This is a genomic window from Tomitella cavernea (assembly GCF_016599145.1).
GTDB lineage: Bacteria > Actinomycetota > Actinomycetes > Mycobacteriales > Mycobacteriaceae > Tomitella > Tomitella cavernae.
Window position 1 is genome coordinate 45,673 of sequence record NZ_JAENKO010000009.1, and the last position, 26,523, is coordinate 72,195.

Here is a 26,523-nt window from a genome sequence, read left to right on the forward strand (position 1 = left end):
CCCGCGTGCGGCACGGGGATAGGCTGGGGACGGCGCAGGGAGCACAGAAAGGAGCCGGCGTGGACGGTCCGGAGTTGCTGCCCCACCCGCTCGCCGGAGGAGCATTTCCCTCTCCGGTTCCGCCCGGCATAGGGTGGCCGGGCGATCCGGCCGATTCGTCCACTCCTGTCGCGGCGACCCCCGGGGAGGTCGCGTCGCTCGCCGCCGGAGCGGTCGACCTCCACGCGCTTGACGCGCGGATCTCGGTGTGCCGGGCCTGCCCGCGGCTCGTCTCCTGGCGCGAAGAGGCGGCGGTGGCCAAGCGCAAGTCATTCGCCGATCAGCCCTATTGGGGCCGCCCGGTGCCCGGGTTCGGTGACGAGGCTCCCGAGATCCTGGTGGTGGGGCTCGCGCCGGCGGCGAACGGCTCCAACCGCACTTCGCGGATGTTCACCGGGGACCGTGCCGGCGACTGGCTCTATGCGGCGCTGTGCCGGGCGGGCTTCGCCGCCATCCCCACGAGCACGCACGTGGGGGACGGTCAGCGCCTGCAGCGCGCGCGGATCATGTCCGCGGTGCGGTGCGCGCCGCCGGGCAACAAGCCCACGACGGCCGAGCGTGACGCCTGCGCGCCCTGGATGGCGGCCGAGCTCGCGGAAGTCCTGCCGACGGTGCGCGTCATCGTCGCACTCGGAGGGTACGGCTGGGACGCGGTGCTGCGCTCACTGCGCGATGCCGGAGTGCGAATACCCAGGCCCAAGCCGCGGTTCGGGCACGGTGCGCGGACCGCGGTGGAATTGTCCGGCGGTCGCTGCATCAGCGTGCTCGGCTGCTTCCACCCGAGCCAGCAGAACACCTTCACCGGCAGATTGACGGAAAAGATGCTCGACGAACTTTTCGCGGATGCGCGCGCACTGTGCGCGCCCGAATAGTCCGGGGAGGCCAAGGCCGCCCCGGGCCGGTCGGTCGTCCCGGGGCGATCGCGATAAAGGGTCAATCGAGATAGCGCAGTATCGAGAGCATCGCCTGCTCGTCCGGCGGCTCGTCCGGCTGTGTCCGGCACGCATCCAGCGCCGCGACCAGTGCCTGTTCGTCGATGCCCGTCCCGATCGCGACAAGGCGGGTGCCGGAGGCGGCCGGGCCGTCGGCGTCGCGGCGGGGTGCTTCTGCGGCGCCGACGGAACGCCGCCGGGCGTGGATGTATCGGCCGACGGTCTGGATCTCGAACGATCCGCAATCGTCCGGGTCCGCGAGCGCAACTACGCCTTTGGTCCGGTACAGGCCCGCTGGAGCGTCCTCGAGCAGCGCGGCCAGCCGCCGCGGGTGCAGCGGTCCTTCGTGGACGTAGGAGACGGTGTCGTATCCGGCGTGCGGATGCGGGGAAGCGTATTGTGCTTTGCCGCCGCTCGTCGCGCCCTTGTGCGCGGACTCGCGCAACAGGTCGTCGAGCGTCATCTGACGGGGCAGGTCCGGCGCTGCGACGGCGCCGCGTTCGTCGAACAGCAGCGCCGGATCGATGCGGCCGTGGGCCGCCTCGACCACGGGGACCGGACCGCACAGCGACGTGATCGTCCCGCGGACCGCGGCAAGTTCGGCGGGGGAGGCCTGGTCGGTCTTTCCGATGACCACGAGGTCGGCAAGCCGCACGTGGGCGTCGAGTTCCGGGTGCCGCCGGCGGGTGTCGGGGAAGGCGGCTGCGTCGACCACCTCGACCAGCCCGCCGTACCGGAACGCGCGCGATGCGCCGCCGACCACCATGCGGATGAGGCTCCGCGGCTCTGCGAGCCCGCTGGCCTCGATCACGATCGCGTCGACGCCGCGGGATGCGCGGGCGATGCGGGTGAGGGCGGATTCGAGTTCATCTCCCTCCACTGCACAGCACACGCATCCGTTTCCGAGATCGACCACTCCGTCGACCTGCCCCGCCACGAGCAATGCGTCGATCCCGACGGCGCCGAAATCGTTGACGATGACGCCGAGTCGGACCCCGATCGTGTTCGACAGCAGGTGGTTGAGAAGCGTCGTCTTGCCCGCGCCGAGGAATCCGGCCAGCACGACCACCGGTACAGGCGCCGCGGTCACCGCAGTTCCCCTTGGCCGGAGTCGTCTCCCGCGGTATCACTGCGCAGCCGCGGTGGTTCGATCCACAACGGTCGGGGCGGGGTGCCGGTGCGGTCGAGACGCGTCGACCACCCGGCACACCAGGCCCGGATCCCGGGCACGTCGATGCCGTACGGCGGCGTCGCAGCGAACGGTGCGATCGTGACGGCGGCGCGGTCCAGCACCGCCGCCGCCCCAGCCGGATTCCCGCGGGCCGCATGCGTGATCCCGACCGCGAGCTGTGCGAGGCCGCGCCACAACGGCCTGTCGGCGCCCGTCGTCTGCTTCCAATGATCCTCGAACACGTCGTGCGCGTGGAACGGACGGTGCCGGTCCAGCAGATCCTGGCCCAGTTCCAACGTCTGGCCCGGAGTGCGGACGATGCCTTCCGGCTGGCGGGGAACACCGGACGCGCCGTGCGGGAGCGGCCGGCCGAGGGCGTCGCGGGGGCGGTCGTTCTGGGCGCGCCCGCGGTCGTCGCGTGCGCGTGGCCGGCGCGGCGTATCGCCGTCGTGTGGGGAGCTGCGCTGCTCGGGGTTGTGGCGGGTCACGAGTGCATTGTGCGTGATCGTGCCGCAAGCCGGGCGGAGGCCAGCTGGGTGAACAGTACCGCGCAGGTCACAGCCCATACGGCAAGCGCCGCCCACGCTTCCCATCGACCGACGTCCGTGAGCCAGCCGGTGCCGTGGATGGTGCCGAGCTGCCTGCTGGCCTCGCCGTACATGCCGATCGGAAACACCATCGACCACCATGCCGTCCGAAAACGGGGAACGCCGGGGCGCCGCGACAGCTGCCAGACGAACAGCCCGATGAGAAGCGGGACAAGCCATGTGGCGAAGGACCACAGGACCATGGAGACGGTCGCGACCACGTCCGGCTCCAGGAGGGACTGTTCCGAGCTCAGCTCCAGGATCTGCGCCCCGGCGAGGACCGTGATCGCCGCCGAGCCCATGAAGATCCAGTAAGGGGCCACGGTTTCGCGCGGCGCGAGACGGTGCAGCATCAGGCGGGAGAACTCGAGCGACGCGATGAGCCCGAACTTCACCACGCCCACCGACCAGCACAGTGCAGCGAACGTCGCCAGGCCGTGGGAGCCGAAATGGGTGGCGTACGCGCCGCACACCACGGCGACGGACTGTGTCGACACGACCCAGAGGAACCAGGTGCCGTCGACTTGCGACAGCTCGTCGGCGAAGGAGACGCGTTTCTCCGTGGCCGCCGCGGCGACGGCGCGCGCGGTGACTGTGTAGCCGAGGACCACCCACGAGGCTATGGATATGACGACGAACGCCAGCGCGGCGATCCGGAACCCGAGGAACGCATAGTGCGCCCCGAGCACACCCGACGCGGCCACGAAGGTCAGCGTCATGAAGCCGCCGTCGCCTGCCGCCCGGTGATGCTCCCAACGGAACGCCACCCGCACCGTGAGAGTGAAGTACGTCACGTTCGCGATCGTGAACAACACCGCCGCGGCGATGTGTGCGCCGGAGTTGAGGATCGCCGTGGAGACGATCCCCGTGGCCATGACGAAGGCGAAGGCTCCGCGCCAGGGATCCCTCGGAGCGATGTCGGGGTCCGGGGAGGTATCTGTCGACGTCGGCACGCGGATCAGCCTATGGGCGTCGGCGTGGATCGGCAGCTGATTGCACCCCCGTCCGCGGGTACCCGGGCATGCGGATGGGACCGCAACGAGCGTGCCGGGGGGCTGCTGACATAATCAGCGGATATCGGGTTGATTGCGAAGGACAGTGTTACCCATCGGTTTTTGCGGCAGACCCGCCGCTGGTTATAGTCACCCGATCCCCGGGGCATATGCGGACACGATCCGCGCCGCGGGTGCGGCCACCCCGCGGGGGACTCTTCAGATCGCGAGCACGACGCAGGTCGAAAGCGCAAAGCAAGTCGAAAGCACAAAGCAGGTCGAAAGCACAACGTAGAAAGTTTCAGACACTTGGATTCAGCACAGAGCGGTAAGGCTCAGGGTGCCGTGGTGGGCGTGGTTCGGGAGACGAACGACGGCGAGCGCCGCGTCGCTTTGGTGCCGAAGGTAGTGGGCAAACTGGCCGGCAAGGGCGTGAAGGTGGTCGTCGAGGCGGGCGCAGGTGAGAGCGCGCTGATCCCGGACGACGCCTATGTCGAGGCCGGAGCGGAGATCGGGGACCCCTGGGAGTCCGAGGTCGTGGTCAAGGTAGCCGCGCCGAATGCGGGCGAGCTGACCCGTATGCACTCGGGGCAGACCCTGATCGGATTCCTCAATCCGCGCGGCAACGCCGACGGCGTTCAGGAACTCGCCGCGGCCGGCGTCCACGCGTTCGCGGTGGAAGCGATTCCGCGGATCTCGCGTGCACAGGCCATGGACGCGCTGTCCTCGCAGGGCAACGTGTCCGGCTACAAGGCGGTGATCGTCGCGGCGACGGAATCGACCCGGTTCTTCCCGATGCTCACCACTGCGGCGGGCACCGTGAAGCCGGCCACAGTGCTGGTCCTCGGCGTCGGCGTGGCAGGCCTGCAGGCGCTGGCCACGGCCAAGCGGCTCGGCGGCAGGCCCACCGGCTACGACGTGCGCCCGGAGGTGGCCGACCAGGTGCGTTCCGTGGGTGCGCAGTGGCTCGATCTGGGCATCGACGCCGCAGGCGAAGGCGGTTACGCCCGCGAGCTCACCGAGGCCGAACGCGATCAGCAGCAGCAGGCGCTCGAGGACGCCATCAAGGGGTTCGACGTGGTGATCACCACGGCGCTGGTGCCCGGCCGTCCCGCTCCGCGCCTGGTGACGGCCGCCGCGGTCGAAGGCATGCGCCCCGGCAGCGTGATCGTCGACCTCGCCGGCGAGACCGGCGGCAACTGCGAGCTCACCGAGCCCGGACAGACCGTCGTCAAGCATGGGGTGACCATCGCGTCGCCGCTGAACCTTCCGGCGACGATGCCGGAACATGCGAGCGAGCTGTATTCGCGCAACGTCCAGGAGCTGCTCGAGCTGATGCTCGACGACGACGCGCGCCTGGCCCCGGATTTCTCGGACGAGATCCTCGCGGCGGCCTGCGTCACCCGCGCGAAGGAGGACAACTGATGTACACCGGACTATTGGCGAACATCGCGATCCTGGTGCTGGCCGGGTTCGTCGGCTTCGCCGTGATCTCGAAGGTCCCGAACACCCTGCACACTCCGCTGATGTCGGGTACCAACGCCATCCACGGCATCGTGGTGCTCGGCGCCCTGGTCGTGCTCGGTTCGCTGCCGGCGGACGCAGGTTGGGGCGTGCGGATCATCGCGTTCGTGGCGCTGGTGTTCGGCACGCTCAACGTGATCGGCGGCTTCGCCGTCACCGACCGCATGCTGGGCATGTTCAAGGGTAAGAAGGAGGCGGCCAAGTGATCCTTGCTGCTGCGCACACCGCCAGCGAGGGGCTGCACTACACCGTCCTCGCTCTCTACATCGTCGCATTCGGCATGTTCATCTACGGCCTGATGGGTCTGACCGGTCCGAAGACCGCGGTCCGCGGAAACTGGATCGCCGCGGTGGGCATGCTCCTCGCGGTGGCCGCGACGCTGCTGCAGGTCTACAACGACGGCGCAGTCTCCGACGACGGCCACGGCCGGGTCGACGTGCCCGCGATCAACTGGATCCTCATCGCAGTGGGGCTCGTCCTGGGCGTCGTGCTCGGCGTCCCGCCGGCACTCAAGACCAAGATGACCGCGATGCCACAGCTCGTCGCCCTGTTCAACGGGGTCGGCGGCGGCACGGTCGCCCTGATCGCCTGGGCCGAGGCCTCGGAGACGAATGGGTTCTTGAACTTCCACGGTGTCGAGCCGGCCTCGCCGATGGTGGTGGGGTCGCTGATCGCAGCGATCATCGGTTCGATCTCGTTCTGGGGTTCGCTGGTGGCGTTCTCCAAGCTGCAGGAGGTCATGCCCAAGGGCCTCGAGAAGTTCGCCACCGGCAACGCAAAGCTGTTCCAGCTGGCCAACATGGTGTTGCTGATCGTCTCGATCGCCCTCGCCGTGGTGATGGGCGTGCGCGCGGCGACCAATGACGGTTCGTCGATCTGGTGGATGGTGGGCCTGCTCATTGCGGCCGGCATCATGGGCCTGTTCGTGGTGCTGCCGATCGGTGGCGCCGACATGCCGGTGGTGATCTCGCTGCTCAACGCGATGACCGGACTTTCGGCGGCTGCGGCGGGTATTGCGCTCGACAACACGGCGCTCATCGTCGCCGGCATGATCGTCGGAGCCTCCGGTTCGATCCTGACCAATCTCATGGCCAAGGCGATGAACCGGTCGATCCCGGCGATCGTGTTCGGCGCGTTCGGCGGCGGCGACGCGGCCGCGGGCCCGGTCGGCGATGCGGGCGGCACGGTCAAGTCCACCTCGGCGGCGGATGCCGCGATCCAGATGGCCTACGCCAACCAGGTGATCGTGGTGCCCGGCTACGGCCTGGCCGTGGCGCAGGCGCAGCACACGGTCAAGGAGATGGCCAGCCTGCTCGAGGAGAAGGGCGTCGAGGTCAAGTACGCAATCCACCCGGTTGCCGGCCGTATGCCGGGGCACATGAACGTGCTGCTCGCCGAGGCGGATGTGGAATACGACGCGATGAAGGAGATGGACGACGTCAACGGCGAGTTCGGCCGCACCGATGTCGCGATCGTCATCGGCGCCAACGACGTCACCAACCCGGCGGCGCGCAACGATCCGTCGAGTCCGATCCACGGAATGCCGATCCTCAACGTCGATCAGGCGCGCTCGACGATCGTGCTCAAGCGCTCGATGAGCACCGGCTACGCGGGCATCGACAACCCGCTGTTCTACGCGGACGGCACCTCGATGCTCTTCGGTGATGCGAAGAAGTCCGTCGAGTCCGTCATCGAAGAGCTCAAGGGCCTCTGACACGACACGGTCGGCACCACAGGACGACTAGGGCACGCACGAAGGCCCTTGCGCGCCGTCCTTTACCGATCCACCATCGCGGGTCCCGCCCGGCTCCGGCCGGCGCGGGGCCCGCGTGCGTTGTGCACGGGAGGGGCCGTGTACTGGTAGAGGGCTGCCCCGGGAGGTCGGACTTCCGGGGGCAGGTTGGTTGACTGGACGCGCGAAAGGCGGGTGCACGATGAGGCGACGAGCGGTGCGAGGCGCCGCCCGCACCCCGATTCCACGGTCGATCTGGGTGCTGGTGACCGCCGCATTCGTGATCGCGCTCGGATTCGGACTGGTGGCGCCGGTGCTGCCGCAGTTCGCCAAGAGCTTCGACGTGGGCACCACAGCGGCCACCGTGATCATCAGCGCGTTCGCGTTCTTCCGCCTCGTTTTCGCCCCGGCCGGCGGGCGGCTGGTGAACCTGGTCGGTGAGCGGTGGGTGTATCTGACGGGCCTGTTCATCGTTGCGATCTCCACCGGCGCCTGCGCCTTCGCGGCCAACTATTGGCAACTACTGCTGTTCCGCGGACTCGGGGGCATCGGTTCGACCATGTTCACGGTGTCGGCGATGGGCCTGCTGGTGCGCCTGGCCGATCCGGGCGCGCGCGGGCGTGTGACCGGCCTGTACTCGTCGGCCTTCCTGGTGGGGAACATCCTCGGCCCGGTCCTCGGCGGGCTGTTGGCGGGGTTCGGGCTGCGCGTGCCGTTCCTGGTGTACGCGGCAGCGCTCATCGTGGCGATGATCGTGGTGGGCCTGCTGCTCAAGGACGTGTACCCGGCGGACGGCGGTGACGGGACGGACAAGCCCGTCATGGAACTCCGGGAGGCCCTGGCCCATCGTGCGTACCGTGCGGCACTGGTGTCCAAGTTCGCCAACGGCTGGTCGTCGATGGGGGTCCGGGTGGCGCTCGTGCCGCTGTTCGCGGTCGCCATCGGCGCGGGTGAAAGCATGGCCGGAGTCGCGCTGGCGGTGTTCGCGGTCGGCAACGCCCTCGTGATCATCCCTGCGGGCCGGATCGCCGATACGCGGGGCCGCAAGCCGATGGTGCTGGCGGGGCTCGTCGTCACCGGCGTCGGCACCGCTGCATTGGGGTTGTCCGCGGGGTCGGCGATGCTGGTGGTGACCTCCTTCGTCGCCGGTGCCGGGGCGGGCCTGCTCAACGCCCCGCAACAGGCGGTGGTGGCGGACCTGATCGGCGCCGACCGCCGCGGCGGCAGCGTGTTGGCGGGATTCCAGATGCTCTCGGACGTCGGTGCGATCATCGGCCCCATCGCCGCGGGCTTCCTGGCGGAACAGGCCTCTTACTCGGTGGCCTTCGCGGTCACGGGCGCGGTGTGCCTGCTCGCGACCGTCCCGTGGGTGGGCGCGCCGGAGACGCTGACAGGCGCACGGCGCGGCGGCCCGGACGTGATCGTGCGCGGCCGGTCCTGAGCCCGGCCGGCCTGAGACCGTAGCTGCAGTGGAGTCCCCGGGGCCTGTGGCGGACAGCCGTCATCCGCAGCGGTCGGCGATGTGTGCGAGGACGGTCCGGTCGCCGGCGGTGATGGGCAGGGAGTACCGGACCGCGACAGCGAGGTACTTCGCCGCGTAGAAGCAGCGGTAGGCGGCGGGGCCCGGTATCCAGTCCTGCGGCGTGGAGTCGCTCTTGCGCATGTTCGCCGGTCCGTCCACGGCGAGCAGCTCGAAATCCGTGTCATTGGCGAACCTCCTGCGCATCGCCGGCGTCCACGTGTGGGCGCCGAGGTCCCATGCGGCGGCGAGCGGGATCACGTGGTCGATCTGCACCTTGCCCGCGTCGGACTTGCGGAACGTGATGCGGCTCCCGGTGTAGGGGTCGTCGAGCAGCCCCGCGACCACGACGCAGCGTCCGGTGCCGGGCCGGAACCGCACCCCGCTCATGGCCCGGGCGAGCACGTCGTTGCGGGTGTCGCAACCGTTGTGGGAGAGCGGGGCGCTGGTCGCATCGGTCCACGCCGAACCGAATACGCACCCCCCGCCGGGACCGCAGTCGCGCTCATACCCGGGTATGTCGGGCCGTTCGGGGATCACCTGCACCCTGTCGAGGAGGGAGCGGATCCGTTCGGTCGAGGGGCTGCCGGGCGCCGGTCGGTCGGCCATAGGTGTGAACGCGGTGCAACGGTGCGCCAGGAGCACCGCCGCGACCAGCGCGATCAGCCCCGCCGTCCGAGCCAGGACTCCCGTCCACTTGATGCCGCGCGACCCGGCGCAACGTGCTTCGCCGTCCTGCGGCCGTGTATCCCCCCGCGGCATCGTCCCCCCCTGCGGCATCGTCCCCGTCCGGGATGTCCGGGCACCGGAACATCCGCCCCGGCGACCGATTCTGCCTCTGTGACGCTCAGCCCGCCAGGCGCAGCGGATTCTCGAGGGTTCCGGCGACGGTGGCCAGGAACCGCCCTGCCAGTGCGCCGTCGATGAGCCGGTGGTCGAAGGACAACCCGAGCGTGACGACGTCACGGACGACGAGCGCGTCGTCGCACACCCACGGCCTGCGCGCGACCGCGCCGAGCGACAGGATCGCCGCCTCCCCGGGATAGATCAGAGCGGTGCCGGCTTCGAGCCCGAACACGCCGATGTTGGTGATGGTGAAAGTCCCTCCGCGCAGTCGTGCCGGAGGGGTGCGGCCGGTCCGTGCCCCGGTGACGAGCTCGTCGATCGACGCCGCGAGTCCGGCCAGCCCCAGGGAGTCCGCGGCGGGGACGTGCGGGACGGTCAGGCCCCGCGGCCCGGCGACCGCGATCCCGAGGTTCACGTGAAGATGCTCGACGATCTCTGCTTCCGCCTCATCCCAGGACGCGTTGACGAGCGGGTGCCGGTCGAGCGCCACGAGCACCGCCTTGGCGACGAGCGTGAGGGGGGTGAGCCGCGCGTCGCGGTAGTCGGCTGCGGTGTCCGTGTCCGTGTCCGTGCCCGTATCAGTGTCGGTGTCGTCGCCGCGCAGCCGCCGCAGTAGGACCATCGCGGTGGTGACGTCGACAGTACGGAACGCGGACGCGTGCGGGATCGCGCGTGCGCTCGCGGTGACCGCCTCGGCTGTCGCCCTGCGGAACGCGTCTGCCGGGGTGCGGCTTCCGTCGTTCCCGCCGCCGGCGTGACGCGCGACGTCGGTCTCGGTGATGACGCCGTCGTCGCATGCTGGGCGGACTGCGGTGAGGTCGACGCCGAGCTCGCGGGCGGCCTTGCGGGCGGCCGGCTTCGCGCGGGGACCGACTTCGTGATCCGTCCAGGATGCCGTGGCCGGGGGTCGGTGCGAGCGGCGGCGCCACCCCGTGCGGCCCGGCCGGTGCGGCAGGGGGCCGGATCCGACGAGCGTGGGCGGCGCGGGCTCGACGGCGGCTGGGTCCTTTGCGGTGCCGGAGCCGTCAGGGACCGGGACCTCTGTTGCGCCGGGGCTTTCAACGGCGTGACGCTCTGCGGTGTCGGTGTCGGTGTCGGTGTCGGTGTCGGTGTCGATCGAGACGAGCGGTTCGCCGACGACGACGGTTGCGCCGGGCTCGGCGTGCAGCGCGGCGACGGTCCCCGCGAACGGTGCGGGCAACTCGACCACCGCCTTGGCCGTCTCCACCTCGCACAACTGCTGGTCCAGCTCCACGGTGTCGCCGACGGCCACCGACCACGACAGCAGTTCCGCCTCGGTGAGCCCCTCACCGAGGTCCGGCAGCAGGAATTCCGTGGGCGTGCTCATTGCGCCAACACCTGATCGAGGGCGTCGAGGATGCGGTCGACGCCGGGGACATAGTGCGATTCGGCGCGGGCCGCAGGGTACGGGGTGTGGAATCCGCCGACGCGCGCCACGGGCGCCTCCAGCCGATAAAAGCAGCGCTCGGTGATGCGCGCGGCGATCTCCGCCCCGAGCCCCATGAACACGGGCGCCTCGTGCGCCACCACCAGCCGCCCTGTGCGCTGCACCGACGCTTCGATCGTGTCGAAGTCGATGGGCGAGAGAGAACGCAGGTCGACGATCTCCACGCCGCACTCGGAGGCGGCGGTCTCCGCGGCCTCGACGGCCGTGGTCACGAGGGCTCCGTAGGTGACGATGGTCGCCGTGGCGTCGCCGTTCCCGAAGGCCGTCAGGCGTGCGCCGCCGAGCGGTTCGGGTGGAGCGGTGCTGAAGTTCACCGGCGCCTTCTCCCAGTACCGCCGCTTGGGCTCGAAGACGATGACCGGATCGGGTGCGGCGATCGCCTGTCGGGTCATCCAGTATCCGTCCGACGGGGTGGAGGGGCTGACGACCCGGATCCCGGCGGTGTGGGCGAAGTAGGCCTCCGGGGATTCCGAATGGTGTTCCACGGCGCCGATCCCGCCGCCGAACGGGATGCGGATCGTGAGCGGCATGCGCACGAGGCCGCGCGTGCGGTTGTGGATCTTCGCCACCTGCGTGACGATCTGATCGAATGCGGGGTAGACGAATCCGTCGAACTGGATCTCGCACACCGGCCGCTTGCCGCGCAGCGCCATCCCGAAGGCGGTGCCGACGATGCCGGACTCGGCGAGCGGCGTGTCGATCACGCGCCGTTCGCCGAAGTCCTTCTGCAGGCCGTCGGTGACGCGGAACACGCCGCCGAGCCGGCCCACGTCCTCGCCCATGATCACAACCCGGTCGTCGTCCTCGAGCGCACGGCGCAGGCCCGCTCCGATGGCGGGCGCCAGCGCCATGCGTGTGACGGTGCTGCCCGCATCGGGGGCGGCGTCTCGAACATTCGCGGTGCTCATCGCGGGACCTCCTTGCCGGTCGACGGGCCGGCGGGGACGGCCGTGGCGGCGGCCCCGCCGAGGGAAGCGAGGTAGTCGGCGTAGGCGTGGCGCTCCTCGACGATCAGCGGATGCGGCGCCGCGTAGACGTGCTCGAAGATCCCCGCCGCATCGGGCTCCGGGAGTTCCGCGCACGCCGTGCGGTAGCGCTGTGCCGCGTCGTCGGCGGCGCTGCGCACCACGTCCGCATCCGATTCGGTGATCAGTCCGGAATCCGCGAGGAACCCGCGCATGCGCTCGACCGGGTCGCGGGCACGCCACGCCTCCAGCTCTGCGGCGGACCTGTACCGGGTGGGGTCGTCGTTCGTGGTGTGCGGGCCGAGCCGGTAGGTGACCGCTTCGACGAAGTACGGCCCGCCGCCCGCTTGCACGTGCGCGGTGGCCGTGCGGGTGGCGGCGAGGACGGCGAGCACGTCGTTGCCGTCGACGCGCAGCGAGGGGATGCCGAAACCGTGTGCGCGTTGCGCGGGCTGCACGGCGGTCTGCTGTGCGATGGGGACGCTGATGGCGAACTGGTTGTTGGTGCAGAAGAACACCACCGGCGCCGTGGTCGTGGCGGCGAAGTTGAGTGCCTCGTTCAGGTCGCCCTGGCTCGTCGCGCCGTCGCCGAAGAACGCGATCGCCCGGTCCTGGGAGCCGTCGAGCGCGGCCGCCATCGCGTAACCGGTGGCGTGCAGCCCGTGCGCCCCCACGATGATCGCCGGGTTGGTGATCCCGTACTCGGCCGGGTCCCAGCCTCCCAGGGCGCTTCCGCGCCACATAGGGAGCACCTGCTCCGGGGGGACGCCACGCAGGTGGGCCATGAGCGATTCGCGGTAGCTGATGAACAGGTGGTCGTGACGGTCCGCCGCCCGTGCGGCGCCCACGAGCACGGCCTCCTGGCCGACGATCGGCGCCCACAGTGCGAGCGCGCCCTGGCGTGCCAACGCGAGGCACTGCTCGTCGATGCGGCGCAGAACCGCCAGGTCGCGGTAGAGCCCCAGCAAGGCCTCATGGTCGTCGAGAATGTCCCTGAGCCGGTCCTTCAGGGCAGGGGCGGCGGTGCTCCCGGCCTCCGGTGCCATCACGCTCGACGTGGGCAATGGGCCGGAGAGATCGGTGCATTCGGTGGTCATAGTCGCCTCCTCGTGCCCGTCCGGAGGTCTTCCGGGGCGGGAGACTGCCTCCTGGTGACCCGCGCCGCGTCGGCACCGCGCCCACCCCGGTCGGGGCAGCACGCGGAATCTCCGCTGCCGGCGCCCCTCCCGGTTGGGCTGTGCGCCGTGCGCGCGTCCTGCCTCCAGGATGCCCCGTTTTGCGCTCTGCGCACACCGATTCGCCGATATGGGCCGGATCCAGGAGGTTTCGGGTACGGCCGGCCGGTAATAGTCCTACGATGAGATCCAGCTCACCGATTGTCGGCGATCACTCCGGAGTCCGCAGGCGGAGCGGTCTCCACCGGACTGTCGCCGAACCGCCGCTTAACCGCCGCTTAACCGCCACCGTTTCGCTGGAAAGGCGCATCATGAGCATTCTCTGCATTCGTCCACGCGGAAACGCCGTCCGGTCCGCGGGCGCGGCCGTCGGCCTGTGCGCAGCCGTGGCCCTCATGCTGGCGGGTTGTGGCAGTTCCGGGGACTCCGGAGCCACCACCACCTCGCCGTCCACCGCGACGGTGCAGCAGACGACGGGGGCGGGGGCCGTCGATGCGAGCGGCCTGACACAGCAGGAGCAGAGCGACATCACGTCGGCGTATGAGACGTTCTTCTCCGGCAAGTCGGACGCGCAGACCAAGCTGGGTGTCATCGAGGATCCCGACCGCTTCGCGAAGACGATCAACGCTCAGTCCTCCTCCGGACTGGCCGAATCGACGTCCGTCACCGTGAGCGAGATGAGCCTGGTCAGCCCTGGCCGCGCGTCGGTGGTCTACACGATCCTGATGGACGAAAAGCCTGTGCTGCCGGACCAGACCGGCTACGCGGTGAAGGTCGACGGCAAGTGGAAGGTGTCCGCGTCCTCGTTCTGCGGGTTGCTCACTCTGGAGAACGGCGGCACGCCCCCGGCGGAGTGCGGGGCGCGGGGCGGTGCCTCCGCTGAGGCGGGCACCCCGGCCACCCCGACGAGCTGACCAGAGGGGTCGGCGTTGTCCACGGGCACCGCGGCGGCCGGCGCGACGCGGTCGCAACGCGTCGCACTCGGCACTGTGTGCGCTGTCCTGTTCCTGACCTTCATCGACACGACGATCGTCTCCGTGGCGCTCGGCGACGTGCAGTCCGATCTGCATGCCGGGGTCATCTCACTGCAGTGGGTGGTCAACGCCTACACGCTGGTGTTCGCGAGCCTCATGCTCACGGCGGGGACGTTGGGCGACAGGCTCGGGCGCAAGCGGGTCATGGTCGCGGGGATGGTCGTGTTCTGCATCGGTTCGCTGATCGCCGCGACGGCCCCCACCGTGACGCTGCTCATCGTCGGCCGCGCGGTGATGGGGGTCGGCGCGGCGGGGTCCGAGCCGGGGACGCTGTCGGTGATCCGGCACGTGTTCCCCGAGGAGCACGCGCGGGCGAAGGCCATCGGCGTGTGGGCCGCGGTGTCGGGTGTGGCGCTCGCGCTCGGGCCGGTGGTGGGCGGCGTCCTGGTCGGCGCGTTCTCGTGGCGCGCCATCTTCTGGTTCAACGTGATCCTGGGCATCGCCCTGGTGGTGGCGGCGGTCCTGTGGGTTCCGGACAGCAGGGACCGCCAGCATGGTCGGGTCGACCTGCCCGGCTTCGTGCTCGGTTCGACGTTCCTCGCGTGCGTCATCTACGCGGGTATCGCGGGCCAGGAGGTCGGCTACTTCGCCGGCAACGTGTTGACGCTCTTCGCCGTGGGCGCGGTGGCGCTGGCAGGGTTCATCGTCGTCGAGCTGCGCGCGGACAACCCGATGTTCGATTTTCGCTACCTGCGGATACCCATCGTGGGCAGTGCGTTGACGGTGGCGTTCACCATCTACTTCGGCATCTTCTCGATCTTCTTTTTCACCGCGCTGTACCTGCAGGAGGTGGTCGGATACTCGGCGTGGCGCACGGCCGCGGTGTTCGCGCCGATGGCGGTCGCGATCGTTCTCGGCTCCCTGCTCGCCGGCGTGTGGGTGTCGCGATCGATGCCGAGCATCCCGATGATCGTCGGCTGTGTTCTGGCCGGCGGAGGGATTCTCCTGACCCGCCCGCTGTTGCACCAGGACGCCGATTTCACGGTGCTGGCGTTGTCGTTGATGGTCGCCGGCGTCGGCTTCGGCATCGCCGTGGTGCCGCTGACCTCCGCGGTACTCTCGGGCGTCCCGGGTGAGCATTCCGGGATGGCGGCGGCGGCGACCAACACGATGCGCCAAGTGGGCGCGGTGATCGGCGTGGCGGCGCTCGGCGGGCTTGTGAACGCCAACCTCACGAGCGGGCTCAAGTCGAGGCTGCGTGAGCTGGGCATACCGCCCACCTTCGACTCGATCATCATCAACGGGATCGAGACCGGCAAGGTGCCGCAGGGGGCCGGGGGCGCCGGCGATTACGAGCAGACCTACGGATCGATCGTGGTCAAGGTGATCCAGGCCACCTATAACGCATTCCATGCCGGTCTCGACATCGCACTGCTCGTGTCCGGGCTGCTGATCTTTTTGGCCGCGCTCGTGGTGCTCGCCGGGGTGTTCCGTCAGCGCGCGCGGGAGGGCAGGGCTGTGATCGGCTGTCCCGGCCGGCGCGACACGTGACCGAGGTGACGTGCCGCCGACGTCCTGTCGCTAGTATGTTGCCGGGTCGCGGGGCCGCCCGGGACACGACCGACGATGAAGCGAGCACATCGGCGGTCCGGCCGGGTCGGGGCCGGTGCCGTGCGCGGAAGGACGATCAATGGCCGGGGGTCGGCACCAGGCTGCCAACAACTCAGGGGGTGTGCTGCGGTACGCCGCGCTGGCGGTGATCGCCATCGTGGTGGTCGTCGCCGGTATCGTCGTCTTCCAAGTCGTCCGCGGCAGCGGGTGCTCATCGACGACCGCCGTCACTGTGGACGTCGACGCGGCCCTGGCGCCGGCGGTGCAGCAGGCCGTCGCCGCGGTGCCCGCGGCGGACCGCGGTTGCACGGAGTTCCAGGTGAAGGCGCGCGAGTCCGCCACCACGATGAACGCGTTGCTGCACGGAATCGACATCCCGCAGTTGTGGATTCCGGAGTCCACCCGCTGGGTCACCAAGGTCAATCAGGCGGCGGACCTGCCCGTCGACATCGACACCCCGTCCGTAGCCACCTCTCCGGTGGTGGTCGCGGCCGCCACGGGCGCGGTCCCCGCCGCCCGCACCTGGACCGACGTGCTGCGCACCCCGGGTATCAGACTGGGCAATCCCCAGGCCAGCGCGGTGGCGGAGGCCCCGATCCTCGCGGCTGCGGCCGAACAGCAGGCCTCGGGCACCGATCAGACGGCGGCCGAGCAGGCCATGGTCGCCGCGGCACAGACGCAGAGCATGCAGCTGAGCGCCGACGCGCAGACGGTGTCCGACGGGGCCGCCGAGCCGGAGGACATCCTCCACTCCGGCGAGGGGCCCGCGGTGGTGACCGAGCAGCAGGTCGTGCAGCTCGGCCGCGGCTACCAGGCGGCGGTGCCGGACGCCGGCACCGTGATGATGGACTACCCGCTGGTGGTGACGGCGCGCGGCGATGCGAAGGTCGATGCGGCCGAGAGCGCGGCGGACCTCGCGGCGGTACTCGACTCGGACGCCGGCCGGGATGCGCTCACCTCCGCGGGCTTCCGCGTGGACGGTGCGCCGCTGCCGGGCGGTGCGGGCGTCGGCGGCGTGCCGGTGTTGACGATTCCGGATCCCGCCGCGGCGGAGGCAGCGCTGAAGAAGTGGAACGTGCTTGCGGTGCCGGTGCGCAGCCTGGTCCTGTTCGACGTGTCCGGATCGATGTCCTACGTCGCGGACGAGGAGAACAGCCGCATGCAGCTCACGCAGAAGGCGGCGCGCATCGGTGAGAGTCTGTTCCCGGACAACACCCAGCTCGGCGTGTGGGCTTTCTCCCTCAACTTGGACGGGCCGCAGCGCGACTACAAGGAACTCGTGCCCATCGAGAGGCTGGATGCGCAGACCGGCGCCGGTACGCAGCGCGAGGCGGTGAGCGCGGCGGTGGACGAACTGGGCGGCCTCGTCGGCGGCGGCACCGGACTCTACGACACGATCAGCGCCGCATATCGTCAGGTCCAGTCCACCTATGACCCCAACGCGGTCAACTCGGTCATCGTGCTCACCGACGGCGAGAACGAAGACCCGGTGAGCCTGACGAAGGAGCAGCTTCTGCAGCAGCTGCGCCAGGAATCGGATCCGGCGCGCCCCGTGCTCATCATCACGATCGGCATCACGGATGATGCGGACGCGGAGGTGCTCCAGGAGATCTCCGCCGCCACCGGAGGGTCAAGCTACCTTGCCCGCGACCCGGCGGACATTCCGCAGGTGTTCGCGCAGGCGATCGCACAGCGCGGAAAGTGACGCCCGCACAGCCCGCGGCCGTCCCCCCCGGGCTGCACGCGCGGTGGGAGGAAGGCGCGGGACTGCTCGTGTGGAGCGCCGAGCCGGGGCGCGTGCGGTTCCTCGCGCGCGCACTGGGGCGCCGTTCGCCGCGCCACCGTGTGCGGATGCCGTGGCAGGAGGAGGCCGGGTCCGGCTACGAGGCGCTCGGCTTCGCGCCCGCAGCGGCCGCGGACTTCCTCACTGCGCTCGGGACGGAGTCTGCTCCGGTGCGCCCCGCGGAGACGGGGGAGGACCTGGGGTATCTGGCCGCGGTGGTGGCCGGGATCGACCGGTGGGCGGCCGCGGGCCAGGTGGTGGCGGACCTGCGGCGGGTCGACGACGAATGGTGGCCCCGGTGGGCGCTGGAGTGGGGTGCGGCACAGCGGGCCTGGCGTGCGCAGTGGGCCGCCGCCATGCCGTCGGCCGTGCAAGGACCGGGCGCCGAGCCGGCCTCGGCGTTCGACGACTTCACCGCGGCGATGACGGACGCGGTGGTGCGTCGCCGCCTCGCGGCCGGCGGGGAGCCGCCGGATCCGCCGTCGCACCCGCTGCTGGCGGCGCTCGTGGCGGGTGATCCGGTGGCAGAGCACGGGGCCGCCGCGGCCGGCCGGGTCGCGGCATGGCAGGAGGGGGCGCGCTCCGGCGGATTGCAGCTGGTGCTGCGGCTGCTCGAGCCCGCGGAGGCCGCCGACGTCGCGGGTGACCACGGCGCGGGGGACTGCAGCGCCGGCGACTTCGGCACCGTCCCGTCGGCCCCCGGCTGCGGGGAGCGTGCATCGGCCGTCGACGGGGGCGACCTCTGGCGCCTCCAGGTCTGTGTGCGCAGCGAGGACCGGGCCCCGGTGCCACTGTCGTTGACGCAGGCGGATCGCGAGTCGGTGCGGGTGTGCATCGGCGCGCTGGAGGAGGCGATGCGCGTATACCCGTTGCTGCGCGAGCTTCCCCGGGACCGGGATTCGCTGGACATGCTCATGCCGGAGGCCGCCGTCTCGGACCTGGTGCAGCACGGAGCACAGGCGTTGTCCTCCGCGTCGATCACGGTGCTGCTCCCGCGGGCGTGGCGGGTGGTCGAGCCCACGGTGCGGGTCCGGGTGTCGTCGCCGGACGTGCCCGCCGCGCCCGGCGAGGCACGGACTGGACTGGACCACCTGGTCGAATTCGACATGGAGGTGGCGCTGGGCGACACGGTGCTGCGGCCCGGCGAGCTCGACGAACTGGCGCGCCGGAATTCCGACCTGGTCAAGCTGCGCGGTGAATGGGTGCGGGCGGACGGCGCGGCGCTGCATGACGCCGCGCGCTACCTGTCCGCCCGGCGGGCGGATCCCGCGACGCTCGCCGCGCTGCTGCGCACTCTGGCCACGGACCCGCCGCCGGTGCCGCTCGGCGCTGTCTCCGCGACAGGGTGGGTCAAGGCTCTCTTCGGCGAGGAGTCCGCGGCGGACCGGGCGGTGCCGGCGCCGGCCGGCCTGGCGGCGCAGCTGCGCGACTATCAGCTGCGCGGGCTCGCGTGGATGTCGTACATGGCCGACCTGGGACTGGGTGGGATGCTCGCCGACGACATGGGGCTCGGCAAGACCGTCCAGGTGCTTGCGCTGGAAGTGCGCGCACGGGAGCGCGGGGCGCACCGCCCCACTTTGGTGGTCTGCCCGATGTCCGTGGTCGGCAACTGGGAACGTGAGGCGGCGCGTTTCGCGCCCGGTCTGCGGGTCCACGTGCACCACGGGGCCGCGCGCCCGCGCGGCGACGACCTGGCCGCGCGCCTCGACGCGTCGGACCTGGTGCTCACCACCTATGCGCTTCTCGCGCGGGATGTCGAGGAGCTGCGCGCGTTGCGGTTCGAGCGGGTGGTGCTCGACGAGGCCCAGCACATCAAGAACGAGCGCACTGCGCAGGCGCGGGCCGCGCGTAAACTCCAGGCGCGTCATCGGCTGGCGCTGACGGGTACGCCCGTCGAGAACCGGCTCTCCGAGCTGCGGGCGATCCTGGACTTCGTCAACCCCGGGATGCTCGGGAGCGCGGCCAAGTTCCGCGCCGCGTTCACGGTGCCGATAGAGACCGAACGCGACCCGCACGCCCTCGCCCGGCTGCGCGCGGTGACGGCGCCGTTCGTGCTCCGGCGCGTCAAAACGGACCGCGCCGTCGTCGCCGACCTGCCGGACAAACAGGAGATGACGGTACGCGTGAACCTGACGGCGGAGCAGGCGACGCTCTATCGGGCGGTGCTCGACGACCTGGAGGAGAAGCTGGACGGCGCGCAGGGGATGGCGCGCCGCGGCGCGGTGCTCACGGCGTTGCTGCACCTCAAACAGGTGTGCAATCATCCCGCGCACTATCTGGGCGACGGATCCGCGCTGATGCGGCACGGCAGACATCGCAGCGGCAAGCTGGCCCTGGTGGAGGATGTCGTGGGCGATGTGCTGGCGGACGGTGAAAAGATCCTGCTCTTCACGCAATTCCGCGAGTTCGCCATGATGGTGGGCCCATGGCTCGCCGACCGCTTCGGTCTCGACGAGGTGCCGGTACTGCACGGCGGCGTCGCCCGCGGGGCCCGGGAAGGCATGATCGCCGCGTTCCAGGCCTCCGGTGGCCCGCAGGTGATGGTGCTCTCGCTCAAAGCGGGCGGCACCGGGCTCAATCTCACTGCGGCCAACCACGTCGTGCATCTGGACCGGTGGTGGAATCCGGCGGTGGAGGATCAGGCCACCGACAGGGCGTTCCGCATCGGGCAGACCCGCGACGTGCAGGTGCGCAAGCTGGTGGCGGTCGGAACGCTGGAAGAACGCATCGACGAGCTCCTGGCGGGCAAGAGCGAGCTGGCCGAACTGAGCGTGCGCGGCGGCGAGTCGTGGGTCACCGAGCTCGACGACAAGGCGTTGCACATACTGGTGGCACTGGGTGAGGAGGCGCAGGGGGAATGAGCTCACGTCGCACATCTCCGCGCGGACCGGGACTGGTGCTGCGCTTCGCCGACGGCGGCACAGGCTGGGGCGGGCGGCTTGCACGCGTGCTCGAGCGCATCATCGAGGCCGACGCCTTGCGCAGTGGCCGCCGGGTGGCGCGCTCGGGCCAGGTGCTCTCGCTGCGGGTCACCCCCGGTGCCGTGCGGGGTGTGGTGCAGGGCTCGCAACCGGACCCGTTCGAGACGGTGTGCGCAGTACGGGAGCTGGACGGCTACGACCGCGCGGAGATCGTCGCGCAGGTGCGTGCGGAGCCGGGTATCCTCACCGCTCTGGCGTCGGGGGAGGTGCCGGAGTCGCTGGCGGAAAGGCTGCTGCCGGCGGATTCCGCGGACCTCGACTTCGACTGCACCTGCCCCGACTACAGCTGGCCATGCAAACACGGCGCGGCACTGCTGCTGCTCACCGCGCAAGAGGTCGGTGTGCGTCCGTTGCAGATCCTCGCCTGGCGCGGACTGGCGGTGGATTCGCTGGTCGAAGCGGTCGCCACGGCGACGGACGAGGAGCCCGCCCGCGTCGGCGGCGACCCGTTCGCGGTGCGCGGAAGCCTGCCGCCGATGCCGGGACCCGATGCGGGCGCCGGGCCCGCGATCGACCGGCTGGACACTTCGCGTCTGCGTGCCGTTCTGCGCTTGTGGGATCCGGACACGTCGCACGCCGAACGGGACCTGCGCGGGCTGTACCGGAGGTTCATGGCCGACTGAGGGCTACCGGGGTGCTGTCGCGCTTGTCGGGACGGCCGTTCCGGTATGTGGGACCCTGCCTGCTCGTTCGGCGTGGGGTTGTGGTCACAATGGCATGAGCGGATGCGGGCGAAGCACCCGGATCCCGGCACTCGGCTTCGGGAACCCGGCAGCGTGAGGCCCTTCGACGAGGCCCGGAACGGGGCGATGAGGACACGAGGTGGCGTTGATGCAGGCAGGGCAGGATACAAACGCAGGCGCAGGCCAGGACCCGGTGCGTGAGGACGGCCCTCGACAGGCCGGGGGCGCGGACACCGGGGCGGTGGACCTGGGCGACGGGGTGTGGCAGCTCGCGGTCCCGTTCCCGAATCCGCTCAAGGCCACCCTGGTCTATGCGATGGAATCGCCCGGCGGCCTGATCCTGGTGGACGCGGGCTGGGACGGCGAACAGTCGTGGGCGGGGCTCACCTCGGCCGTCGAGGCGACCGGCCACGCCATGGCCGACATCGAGGGCGTCGTCCTCACACACTTCCACCCGGACCACACGGGGCTGTGTGGCCGGGTGCGGGAGGCGTCGGGCGCATGGATTGCGATGCACGACAGCGACTTCCACACATTCGACCTGATGACCGGAAGCCGCGACGCGGCCTGGCTGGACGAGCAGACGGCGAACCTGCGGGCGGCCGGCGCGTCGGAGGAGGACCTCGCCGCGTTCCGGGAGGGCTCGGAGATGACGCCGCCCACCACACGCGCGTCCCGGCCGGATCGGCTGCTGGCGGACGACGAGAAGATCCCGCTGGCGGGCAGGACGCTGCGCACCGTGTGGACCCCCGGCCACACCCCCGGGCACGTGTGCTTCGCCCTCGACTCCGCCGACATGGTGTTCACCGGGGATCACGTCCTGCAGAAGACGACGCCGCACGTGGGCAACTTCGTCTTCCCCCTCGAAGAACGCGACGCGCTGGACGAGTTCATGCAGTCGCAGCGCAGGATCGCGGCGATGGGGATCACCCGCGCATTCGGCGCGCACGGGACCCCGATCGCCGATCTGGCCGGACGTTCCGCGCAGCTGCTCGCGCATCACGAGGAGCGGCTGGACGACCTGTGCCGCGATCTCGAGAACGGCGCGCTGACGTTGTGGCAGATCGCTGCGCGGATGCAGTGGTACCGGCCATGGAACGAGCTTCCGGTGATGGGCAAGCAGATGGCGCTCTCCGAGGCCGCGGCACACCTGCGGTACCTCGTCGGAGACGGGCGCGTCGTGCAGCTGCCGGCATCCGACCCGGTCCGGTTCGCGATCGCCGGCGGGGCTTGATCCAGACCGCCTCACCCGTCCTGCGTGACAGCCCCCGCGGCAGCACCCTCGCTGTCCGCGGGGGCTGCACCGCCGGGGACCTTCCGGGGGCGGCAGTGCGTCGCGCCGGTGCCGGCCGGGACGGGTGGGACCGGGCGGGGTGCGCGCGGCGCAACGACCTCGCCGGGCCCGGCGAGAGCCGGATGCCGACGGAGTACGCGGGGGATCGCCGCGTTCCAGACTCCGCAGAACGCGACGATCGCCGCCGACGCGGCGAACACCGCGCCGACCGTGTCGGTGAGATAGTGGGCGCCCGCGATGACGCGGGCGAACATCACCAGCAGCACCAGCAGCACGCCCGCAGTCGCGATGGTGTCGCGCCGATCGGTGCGCCGGGCCAGGAAGAACGCGGCGAAGACGACGGACACGGCGAGCGCGGTGTGGCCGCTGGGATATGAGGGCCCGTCGGCCGCGTCGAAGAGCGGGCGCGGGCGGTCGAAGACGTACTTGAGCACCATTACGCCCCCCCACCCGACGCTGACGGTGAGGACGGTGGCCAGCGCCGCGAGCCTTCGGCCGCGCAGGACGAGGGCAGCGGCCCACACGCAGAGCACAGCCAGACCTGTGACGGACGAGAATCCGACAGCGACGATCGACACCGAAGTGTGGACCCACCCCGAGTCCAGCGCGTGCAGACCGCCGGAGATGGCGTCGTCGCGGGCGGTGAGCGCGTCGGTCTCCGTGACGACGACGCCGAGGACGAGCGCGGCGGCCAGCAGGGCCAGGGCGACCGCCGGCCACGCGCGGACCTTCGGCAGAGAGCAGATGCTGCGGGTATCTACTGGCACACGACGATTCTGCACGTTCTCGCGCGTCGGAGTCGGCCGGCGGGGGTGGGCCGCACGCCGGGGTGGGAAAAGAGAACGGGCCGGGAAGACATTGGCTGTCCCTCCGGCCCGGTCGCGGGTTCGGCGTGGTGCGCACTATGGAGCGCATAGCCGCCAAGGTGCCCCCGGCAGGATTCGAACCTGCGCACCCGCCTCCGGAGGGCGGTGCTCTATCCCCTGAGCTACGGGGGCGCGCCGACGAGAAGTCAGGCGTGCCGTTCGGCAGGAACGACACTAGCGCATCGCCTGCCGGATCCGAAAACCGGCGGGCCGACGGGGCGTGCTGCGGTGCGGTCGTGCCGGGCGCGGGCGGCGCTGCGATGCGGAACGGTGGCGGATGCCGCACCGCGGCGGCCAGGCAATAGGATGGGTGCCTGTGACTCCCGCCGATCTCGCAGAACTCGTCCGCGCCACCACGCTGAAGGTCCTCGCCGCCGCCGGCCTGGACGTGTCCGTCGTCCCCGAGACCCTGTCGGTGGAGCGTCCCCGCAATCCGGAGCATGGCGACTACGCCAGCAACATCGCCATGCAGATCGCCAAGAAGGTCGGCCGCCCGCCGCGTGCGCTGGCCGAGTCGATCGTCGCGGAACTCGGCGCCGCCGACGGGATCGCAGCAGCCGAGATCGCCGGGCCCGGGTTCATCAACATCCGGCTCGGGGCCGCCGCGCAGGGTGCGATCGTGGAGCGCGTGCTCGAGCAGCAGGCCGACTATGGCACGGACCGTGCACTGGCGGGCAGCCGGATCAATCTGGAGTTCGTCTCGGCCAACCCCACCGGTCCGATCCACCTCGGCGGTACCCGGTGGGCTGCGGTGGGCGACGCCCTCGGACGCGTTCTCGCCGCCCAGGGGGCCGAGGTCACCCGCGAATACTACTTCAACGACCACGGTTCGCAGATCGACCGGTTCACCGATTCGCTCGTCGCGGCGGCCACCGGCGCGCCGACGCCCGAAAACGGCTACGCAGGGCAGTACATCTCCCAGATCGCGGGCGATGTGCTCGAGCGCCGCCCCGACGCGCTGGGGCTACCGGAAGCGGAACGGGCCGAGGTGTTCCGCACGATCGGCGTCGAGCTGATGTTCGCGCACATCAAGCGCACCTTGTCGGAGTTCGGCACGCAGTTCGACGTCTTCTTCCATGAGAACTCGCTGTTCGAATCGGGAGCCGTGGATCGCTCGGTCGGGGAACTGAAGGAGTCCGGGAACCTCTACGAGGCGGACGGCGCCTGGTGGCTGCGCAGCAGCTACTTCGGCGACGACAAGGACCGCGTCGTCATCAAAAGCGACGGCCATGCGGCCTACATCGCCGGTGACATCGCCTACCTGCGGGACAAGCGGGCCCGCGGATTCGACCTGTGCATCTACATGCTCGGCGCCGATCATCACGGATACGTCGGCCGGCTCAAGGCGGTGGCCGCGGCGTTCGGCGACGACCCGTCGACGGTCGAAGTGCTGATCGGCCAGATGGTCAACCTCGTCCGTGACGGCGCGGCGGTGAAGATGAGCAAGCGCGCGGGCACGGTGATCACGCTTGACGACCTCGTCGAGGCCATCGGCGTCGACGCGGCCCGCTACGCGCTCATCCGCTCGTCCGTCGACCAATCCATCGACATCGACCTGGAGCTGTGGGCGAGCAGTAGCAGCGACAATCCGGTCTACTACGTGCAGTATGCGCACGCGCGCCTGTGCTCGCTGGCGCGCAATGCGGCCGACCTCGGCGTCACCGCGGACGGTGCGCGGCCGGGCCTGCTCGACCATCCCCGCGAAGGCGACCTGATCCGCACGATCGGCGAGTTCCCGCGCGTGGTCGCCACCGCCGCGGAGCTGCGTGAGCCGCACCGCGTGGCGCGCTATCTCGAGGAGCTGGCCGGCACCTACCACCGCTTCTACGACTCGTGCCGCGTGCTGCCGCGCGGCGACGAGGAGGCGACGGACGTGCACGCGGCCCGCCTGGCACTGTGCGGCGCGGCCCGGCAGGTGGTGGCCAACGGGCTCGGACTGCTCGGCGTGACGGCCCCGGAGAAGATGTGAACGCGCACCCGGCCGGAGAGGGACACGTGGAACCAGCACACGCGGACGGGCTGCCCGAACGTCCCCCGAACCCGGAGGAGGCCGCGCGGATTCCGGAGAAGGTATGGCCGCGCGGCTGCGCGCGCGGGGAGGACGGCGAGGTCCGGCTCGCGGGGGTCCCGGTGACGGGGCTCGCGGCCGAGTTCGGCACCCCGCTGTTCGTCGTCGATGAGGACGACTTCCGGGGCCGCTGCAGGGAGATGGCCTCGGCGTTCGGCGGTGCCGCGAATGTGCACTACGCATCGAAGGCGTTCCTGTCCGCGGAGATCGCCCGCTGGGTGGGCGACGAGGGGTTGTCGCTGGACGTCGCCTCCGGCGGCGAACTGGCCGTGGCCCTGCACGGAGGCTTTCCGGCGGACCGTATCGCCATGCACGGCAACAACAAATCCGTGCAGGAGCTTGCGCTGGCGGTCGAGGCCGGCGTCGGGCACATAGTCGTCGATTCGATGCAGGAGATCGCACGGCTCGACGACGTGGCGGCGCAGGCGGGCGTTGTGCAGGACGTACTGGTGCGCGTGACCGTGGGCGTGGAGGCGCATACGCACGAGTTCATCGCCACCGCCCATGAGGATCAGAAGTTCGGGTTCTCGCTGTCCTCGGGGGACGCGATGGCCGCAGTGCGTGCGGTGTTCGCGTCGGGGAGCCTCCGCCTGGTCGGGCTGCACAGCCACATCGGTTCGCAGATCTTCGAGATCGACGGGTTCGAGCTGGCCGCGCACCGGGTGATCGGGCTGCTCGGCAGGATCGTTGCGGAGTTCGGTGTGGAGCGCACCCGCGGGCTCGACACCGTCGACCTGGGCGGCGGCCTGGGCATCGCCTATACGCCGGCTGAGAACCCGCCGCCGGTGGCCGAGCTCGCCGCCAAGCTGACGGGGATCATCGCGTCGGAGGCCGCTGCGGCCGGCGTCCCCGCCCCTCGTCTCACCGTCGAGCCGGGCCGGGCGATCGCGGGGCCGGGTACGGTTACGCTGTACGAGGTCGGGACGGTCAAGCCGGTCACGGTCGGTTCCGGTCTGCAACGCCGCTACATCAGCGTCGACGGCGGCATGAGCGACAACATCCGCACCGCCCTGTACGACGCAGAGTACGACGTGCGCCTGGTTTCGCGTGCTTCGACGGCCGAGTCCGCCGTCTCCCGGGTCGTGGGCAAACACTGCGAGTCCGGGGACGTCGTGGTGCGCAACGCGTGGCTGCCGGAGGACCTCACCCCCGGTGACCTGCTCGGTGTCGCGGCGACGGGCGCTTACTGTTATTCGATGTCCAGCCGGTACAACTTGATCACCCGCCCTGCGGTGGTGGCTGTACGCGGCGGTGCGGCGCGGCTGATCCTGCGCCGGGAAACCGTGGACGACCTGCTCAGCTTGGAGGTTTAA

General features: G+C 70.6%; 21 protein-coding genes and 1 tRNA gene. 13 read left to right on the forward strand and 9 right to left on the reverse strand.

The window, feature by feature from the left end; all coding sequences use genetic code 11:
* Window positions 1–59 precede the first annotated feature (59 nt).
* A complete protein-coding gene (locus JJ683_RS05505) occupies window positions 60–911 on the forward strand; it encodes a uracil-DNA glycosylase (RefSeq protein ID WP_307810702.1) in 852 nt (283 codons plus the stop codon).
* A 61-nt stretch (window positions 912–972) separates the two neighbouring features.
* On the opposite strand, the gene JJ683_RS05510 is transcribed toward JJ683_RS05505, so the two are convergent.
* The 3 genes from JJ683_RS05510 to JJ683_RS05520 are packed head-to-tail and all read right to left on the reverse strand — an operon-like array spanning window position 973 to window position 3,682.
* Window positions 973–2,061, reverse strand: coding sequence for a CobW family GTP-binding protein (locus JJ683_RS05510; protein ID WP_307810703.1), 1,089 nt, complete (start codon window positions 2,059–2,061; stop codon window positions 973–975).
* The gene (locus tag JJ683_RS05515) at window positions 2,058–2,630 is read right to left on the reverse strand and encodes a DUF309 domain-containing protein (RefSeq protein WP_307810704.1); all 573 of its coding nucleotides are present in this window, start codon (window positions 2,628–2,630) and stop codon (window positions 2,058–2,060) included. Before JJ683_RS05515 ends, JJ683_RS05510 begins: the two co-directional genes overlap by 4 nt.
* Window positions 2,627–3,682, reverse strand: coding sequence for a tellurite resistance/C4-dicarboxylate transporter family protein (locus tag JJ683_RS05520; RefSeq protein ID WP_200171995.1), 1,056 nt, complete (start codon window positions 3,680–3,682; stop codon window positions 2,627–2,629). Before JJ683_RS05520 ends, JJ683_RS05515 begins: the two co-directional genes overlap by 4 nt.
* 384 nt (window positions 3,683–4,066) lie before the next feature.
* On the opposite strand from JJ683_RS05520, the gene JJ683_RS05525 reads away from it, so the two are divergent.
* The 4 genes from JJ683_RS05525 to JJ683_RS05540 all read left to right on the forward strand — a co-directional run bounded on the left by JJ683_RS05525 (window position 4,067) and on the right by JJ683_RS05540 (window position 8,418).
* Entirely contained in the window at window positions 4,067–5,146 is a 1,080-nt protein-coding gene (locus JJ683_RS05525; protein WP_372435247.1) for a Re/Si-specific NAD(P)(+) transhydrogenase subunit alpha, read from the forward strand.
* Complete coding sequence (locus tag JJ683_RS05530; protein ID WP_143907811.1) at window positions 5,146–5,451, forward strand: NAD(P) transhydrogenase subunit alpha part 2; 306 nt, start codon at window positions 5,146–5,148, stop codon at window positions 5,449–5,451. The genes JJ683_RS05525 and JJ683_RS05530 overlap by 1 nt, the downstream gene beginning before the upstream one ends.
* Window positions 5,448–6,959 (forward strand): NAD(P)(+) transhydrogenase (Re/Si-specific) subunit beta, encoded by a 1,512-nt coding sequence (locus JJ683_RS05535; RefSeq protein ID WP_200171999.1) that lies wholly within the window; start codon window positions 5,448–5,450, stop codon window positions 6,957–6,959. Before JJ683_RS05530 ends, JJ683_RS05535 begins: the two co-directional genes overlap by 4 nt.
* A 220-nt stretch (window positions 6,960–7,179) precedes the next feature.
* Entirely contained in the window at window positions 7,180–8,418 is a 1,239-nt protein-coding gene (locus tag JJ683_RS05540) for an MFS transporter (protein WP_200172001.1), read from the forward strand.
* 60 nt (window positions 8,419–8,478) lie between these two features.
* On the opposite strand, the gene JJ683_RS05545 is transcribed toward JJ683_RS05540, so the two are convergent.
* From JJ683_RS05545 to JJ683_RS05560, 4 genes are all read right to left on the reverse strand, one after another.
* On the reverse strand, window positions 8,479–9,258 hold the full coding sequence (locus tag JJ683_RS05545) for an HNH endonuclease family protein (protein WP_242474430.1): 780 nt from the start codon (window positions 9,256–9,258) through the stop codon (window positions 8,479–8,481).
* 85 nt (window positions 9,259–9,343) lie between these two features.
* Complete coding sequence (locus JJ683_RS05550; RefSeq protein WP_200172004.1) at window positions 9,344–10,690, reverse strand: dihydrolipoamide acetyltransferase family protein; 1,347 nt, start codon at window positions 10,688–10,690, stop codon at window positions 9,344–9,346.
* Window positions 10,687–11,661: an alpha-ketoacid dehydrogenase subunit beta gene (locus JJ683_RS05555; RefSeq protein WP_242474442.1), complete on the reverse strand. Its 975-nt coding sequence runs from the start codon at window positions 11,659–11,661 to the stop codon at window positions 10,687–10,689. Before JJ683_RS05555 ends, JJ683_RS05550 begins: the two co-directional genes overlap by 4 nt.
* A gap of 53 nt (window positions 11,662–11,714) precedes the next feature.
* The gene (locus JJ683_RS05560; protein WP_372435248.1) at window positions 11,715–12,839 is read right to left on the reverse strand and encodes a thiamine pyrophosphate-dependent enzyme; all 1,125 of its coding nucleotides are present in this window, start codon (window positions 12,837–12,839) and stop codon (window positions 11,715–11,717) included.
* 422 nt (window positions 12,840–13,261) lie between these two features.
* Here JJ683_RS05560 and JJ683_RS05565 point away from each other — a divergent pair, with 422 nt between their 5' ends.
* From JJ683_RS05565 to JJ683_RS05590, 6 genes are all read left to right on the forward strand, one after another.
* A complete protein-coding gene (locus JJ683_RS05565; RefSeq protein ID WP_200172008.1) occupies window positions 13,262–13,864 on the forward strand; it encodes an MTB12 C-terminal domain-containing protein in 603 nt (200 codons plus the stop codon).
* A gap of 15 nt (window positions 13,865–13,879) precedes the next feature.
* Complete coding sequence (locus JJ683_RS05570; RefSeq protein WP_207279971.1) at window positions 13,880–15,475, forward strand: MFS transporter; 1,596 nt, start codon at window positions 13,880–13,882, stop codon at window positions 15,473–15,475.
* A 139-nt stretch (window positions 15,476–15,614) separates the two neighbouring features.
* Window positions 15,615–17,240 carry a VWA domain-containing protein gene (locus JJ683_RS05575; RefSeq protein ID WP_200172010.1) on the forward strand — a complete coding sequence of 542 codons (1,626 nt, stop codon included), beginning with the start codon at window positions 15,615–15,617 and terminating at the stop codon, window positions 17,238–17,240.
* Entirely contained in the window at window positions 17,237–20,179 is a 2,943-nt protein-coding gene (locus JJ683_RS05580; RefSeq protein ID WP_307810705.1) for a DEAD/DEAH box helicase, read from the forward strand. Before JJ683_RS05575 ends, JJ683_RS05580 begins: the two co-directional genes overlap by 4 nt.
* On the forward strand, window positions 20,176–20,922 hold the full coding sequence (locus JJ683_RS05585) for an SWIM zinc finger family protein (RefSeq protein WP_200172012.1): 747 nt from the start codon (window positions 20,176–20,178) through the stop codon (window positions 20,920–20,922). Before JJ683_RS05580 ends, JJ683_RS05585 begins: the two co-directional genes overlap by 4 nt.
* Window positions 20,923–21,130: 208 nt before the next feature.
* On the forward strand, window positions 21,131–22,216 hold the full coding sequence (locus JJ683_RS05590; RefSeq protein ID WP_200172014.1) for an MBL fold metallo-hydrolase: 1,086 nt from the start codon (window positions 21,131–21,133) through the stop codon (window positions 22,214–22,216).
* An 11-nt stretch (window positions 22,217–22,227) separates the two neighbouring features.
* Here the strand turns inward: JJ683_RS05590 and JJ683_RS19610 are convergent, their stop codons facing one another.
* Window positions 22,228–23,043 carry a phosphatase PAP2 family protein gene (locus JJ683_RS19610; protein ID WP_200172017.1) on the reverse strand — a complete coding sequence of 272 codons (816 nt, stop codon included), beginning with the start codon at window positions 23,041–23,043 and terminating at the stop codon, window positions 22,228–22,230.
* Between the two features lie 159 nt (window positions 23,044–23,202).
* Window positions 23,203–23,274, reverse strand: a tRNA-Arg gene (locus JJ683_RS05600).
* Between the two features lie 184 nt (window positions 23,275–23,458).
* Here JJ683_RS05600 and argS point away from each other — a divergent pair.
* A complete protein-coding gene (gene argS / locus JJ683_RS05605; protein WP_200172019.1) occupies window positions 23,459–25,111 on the forward strand; it encodes an arginine--tRNA ligase in 1,653 nt (550 codons plus the stop codon).
* The gene (lysA, locus tag JJ683_RS05610) at window positions 25,108–26,523 is read left to right on the forward strand and encodes a diaminopimelate decarboxylase (protein ID WP_200172020.1); all 1,416 of its coding nucleotides are present in this window, start codon (window positions 25,108–25,110) and stop codon (window positions 26,521–26,523) included. The genes argS and lysA overlap by 4 nt, the downstream gene beginning before the upstream one ends.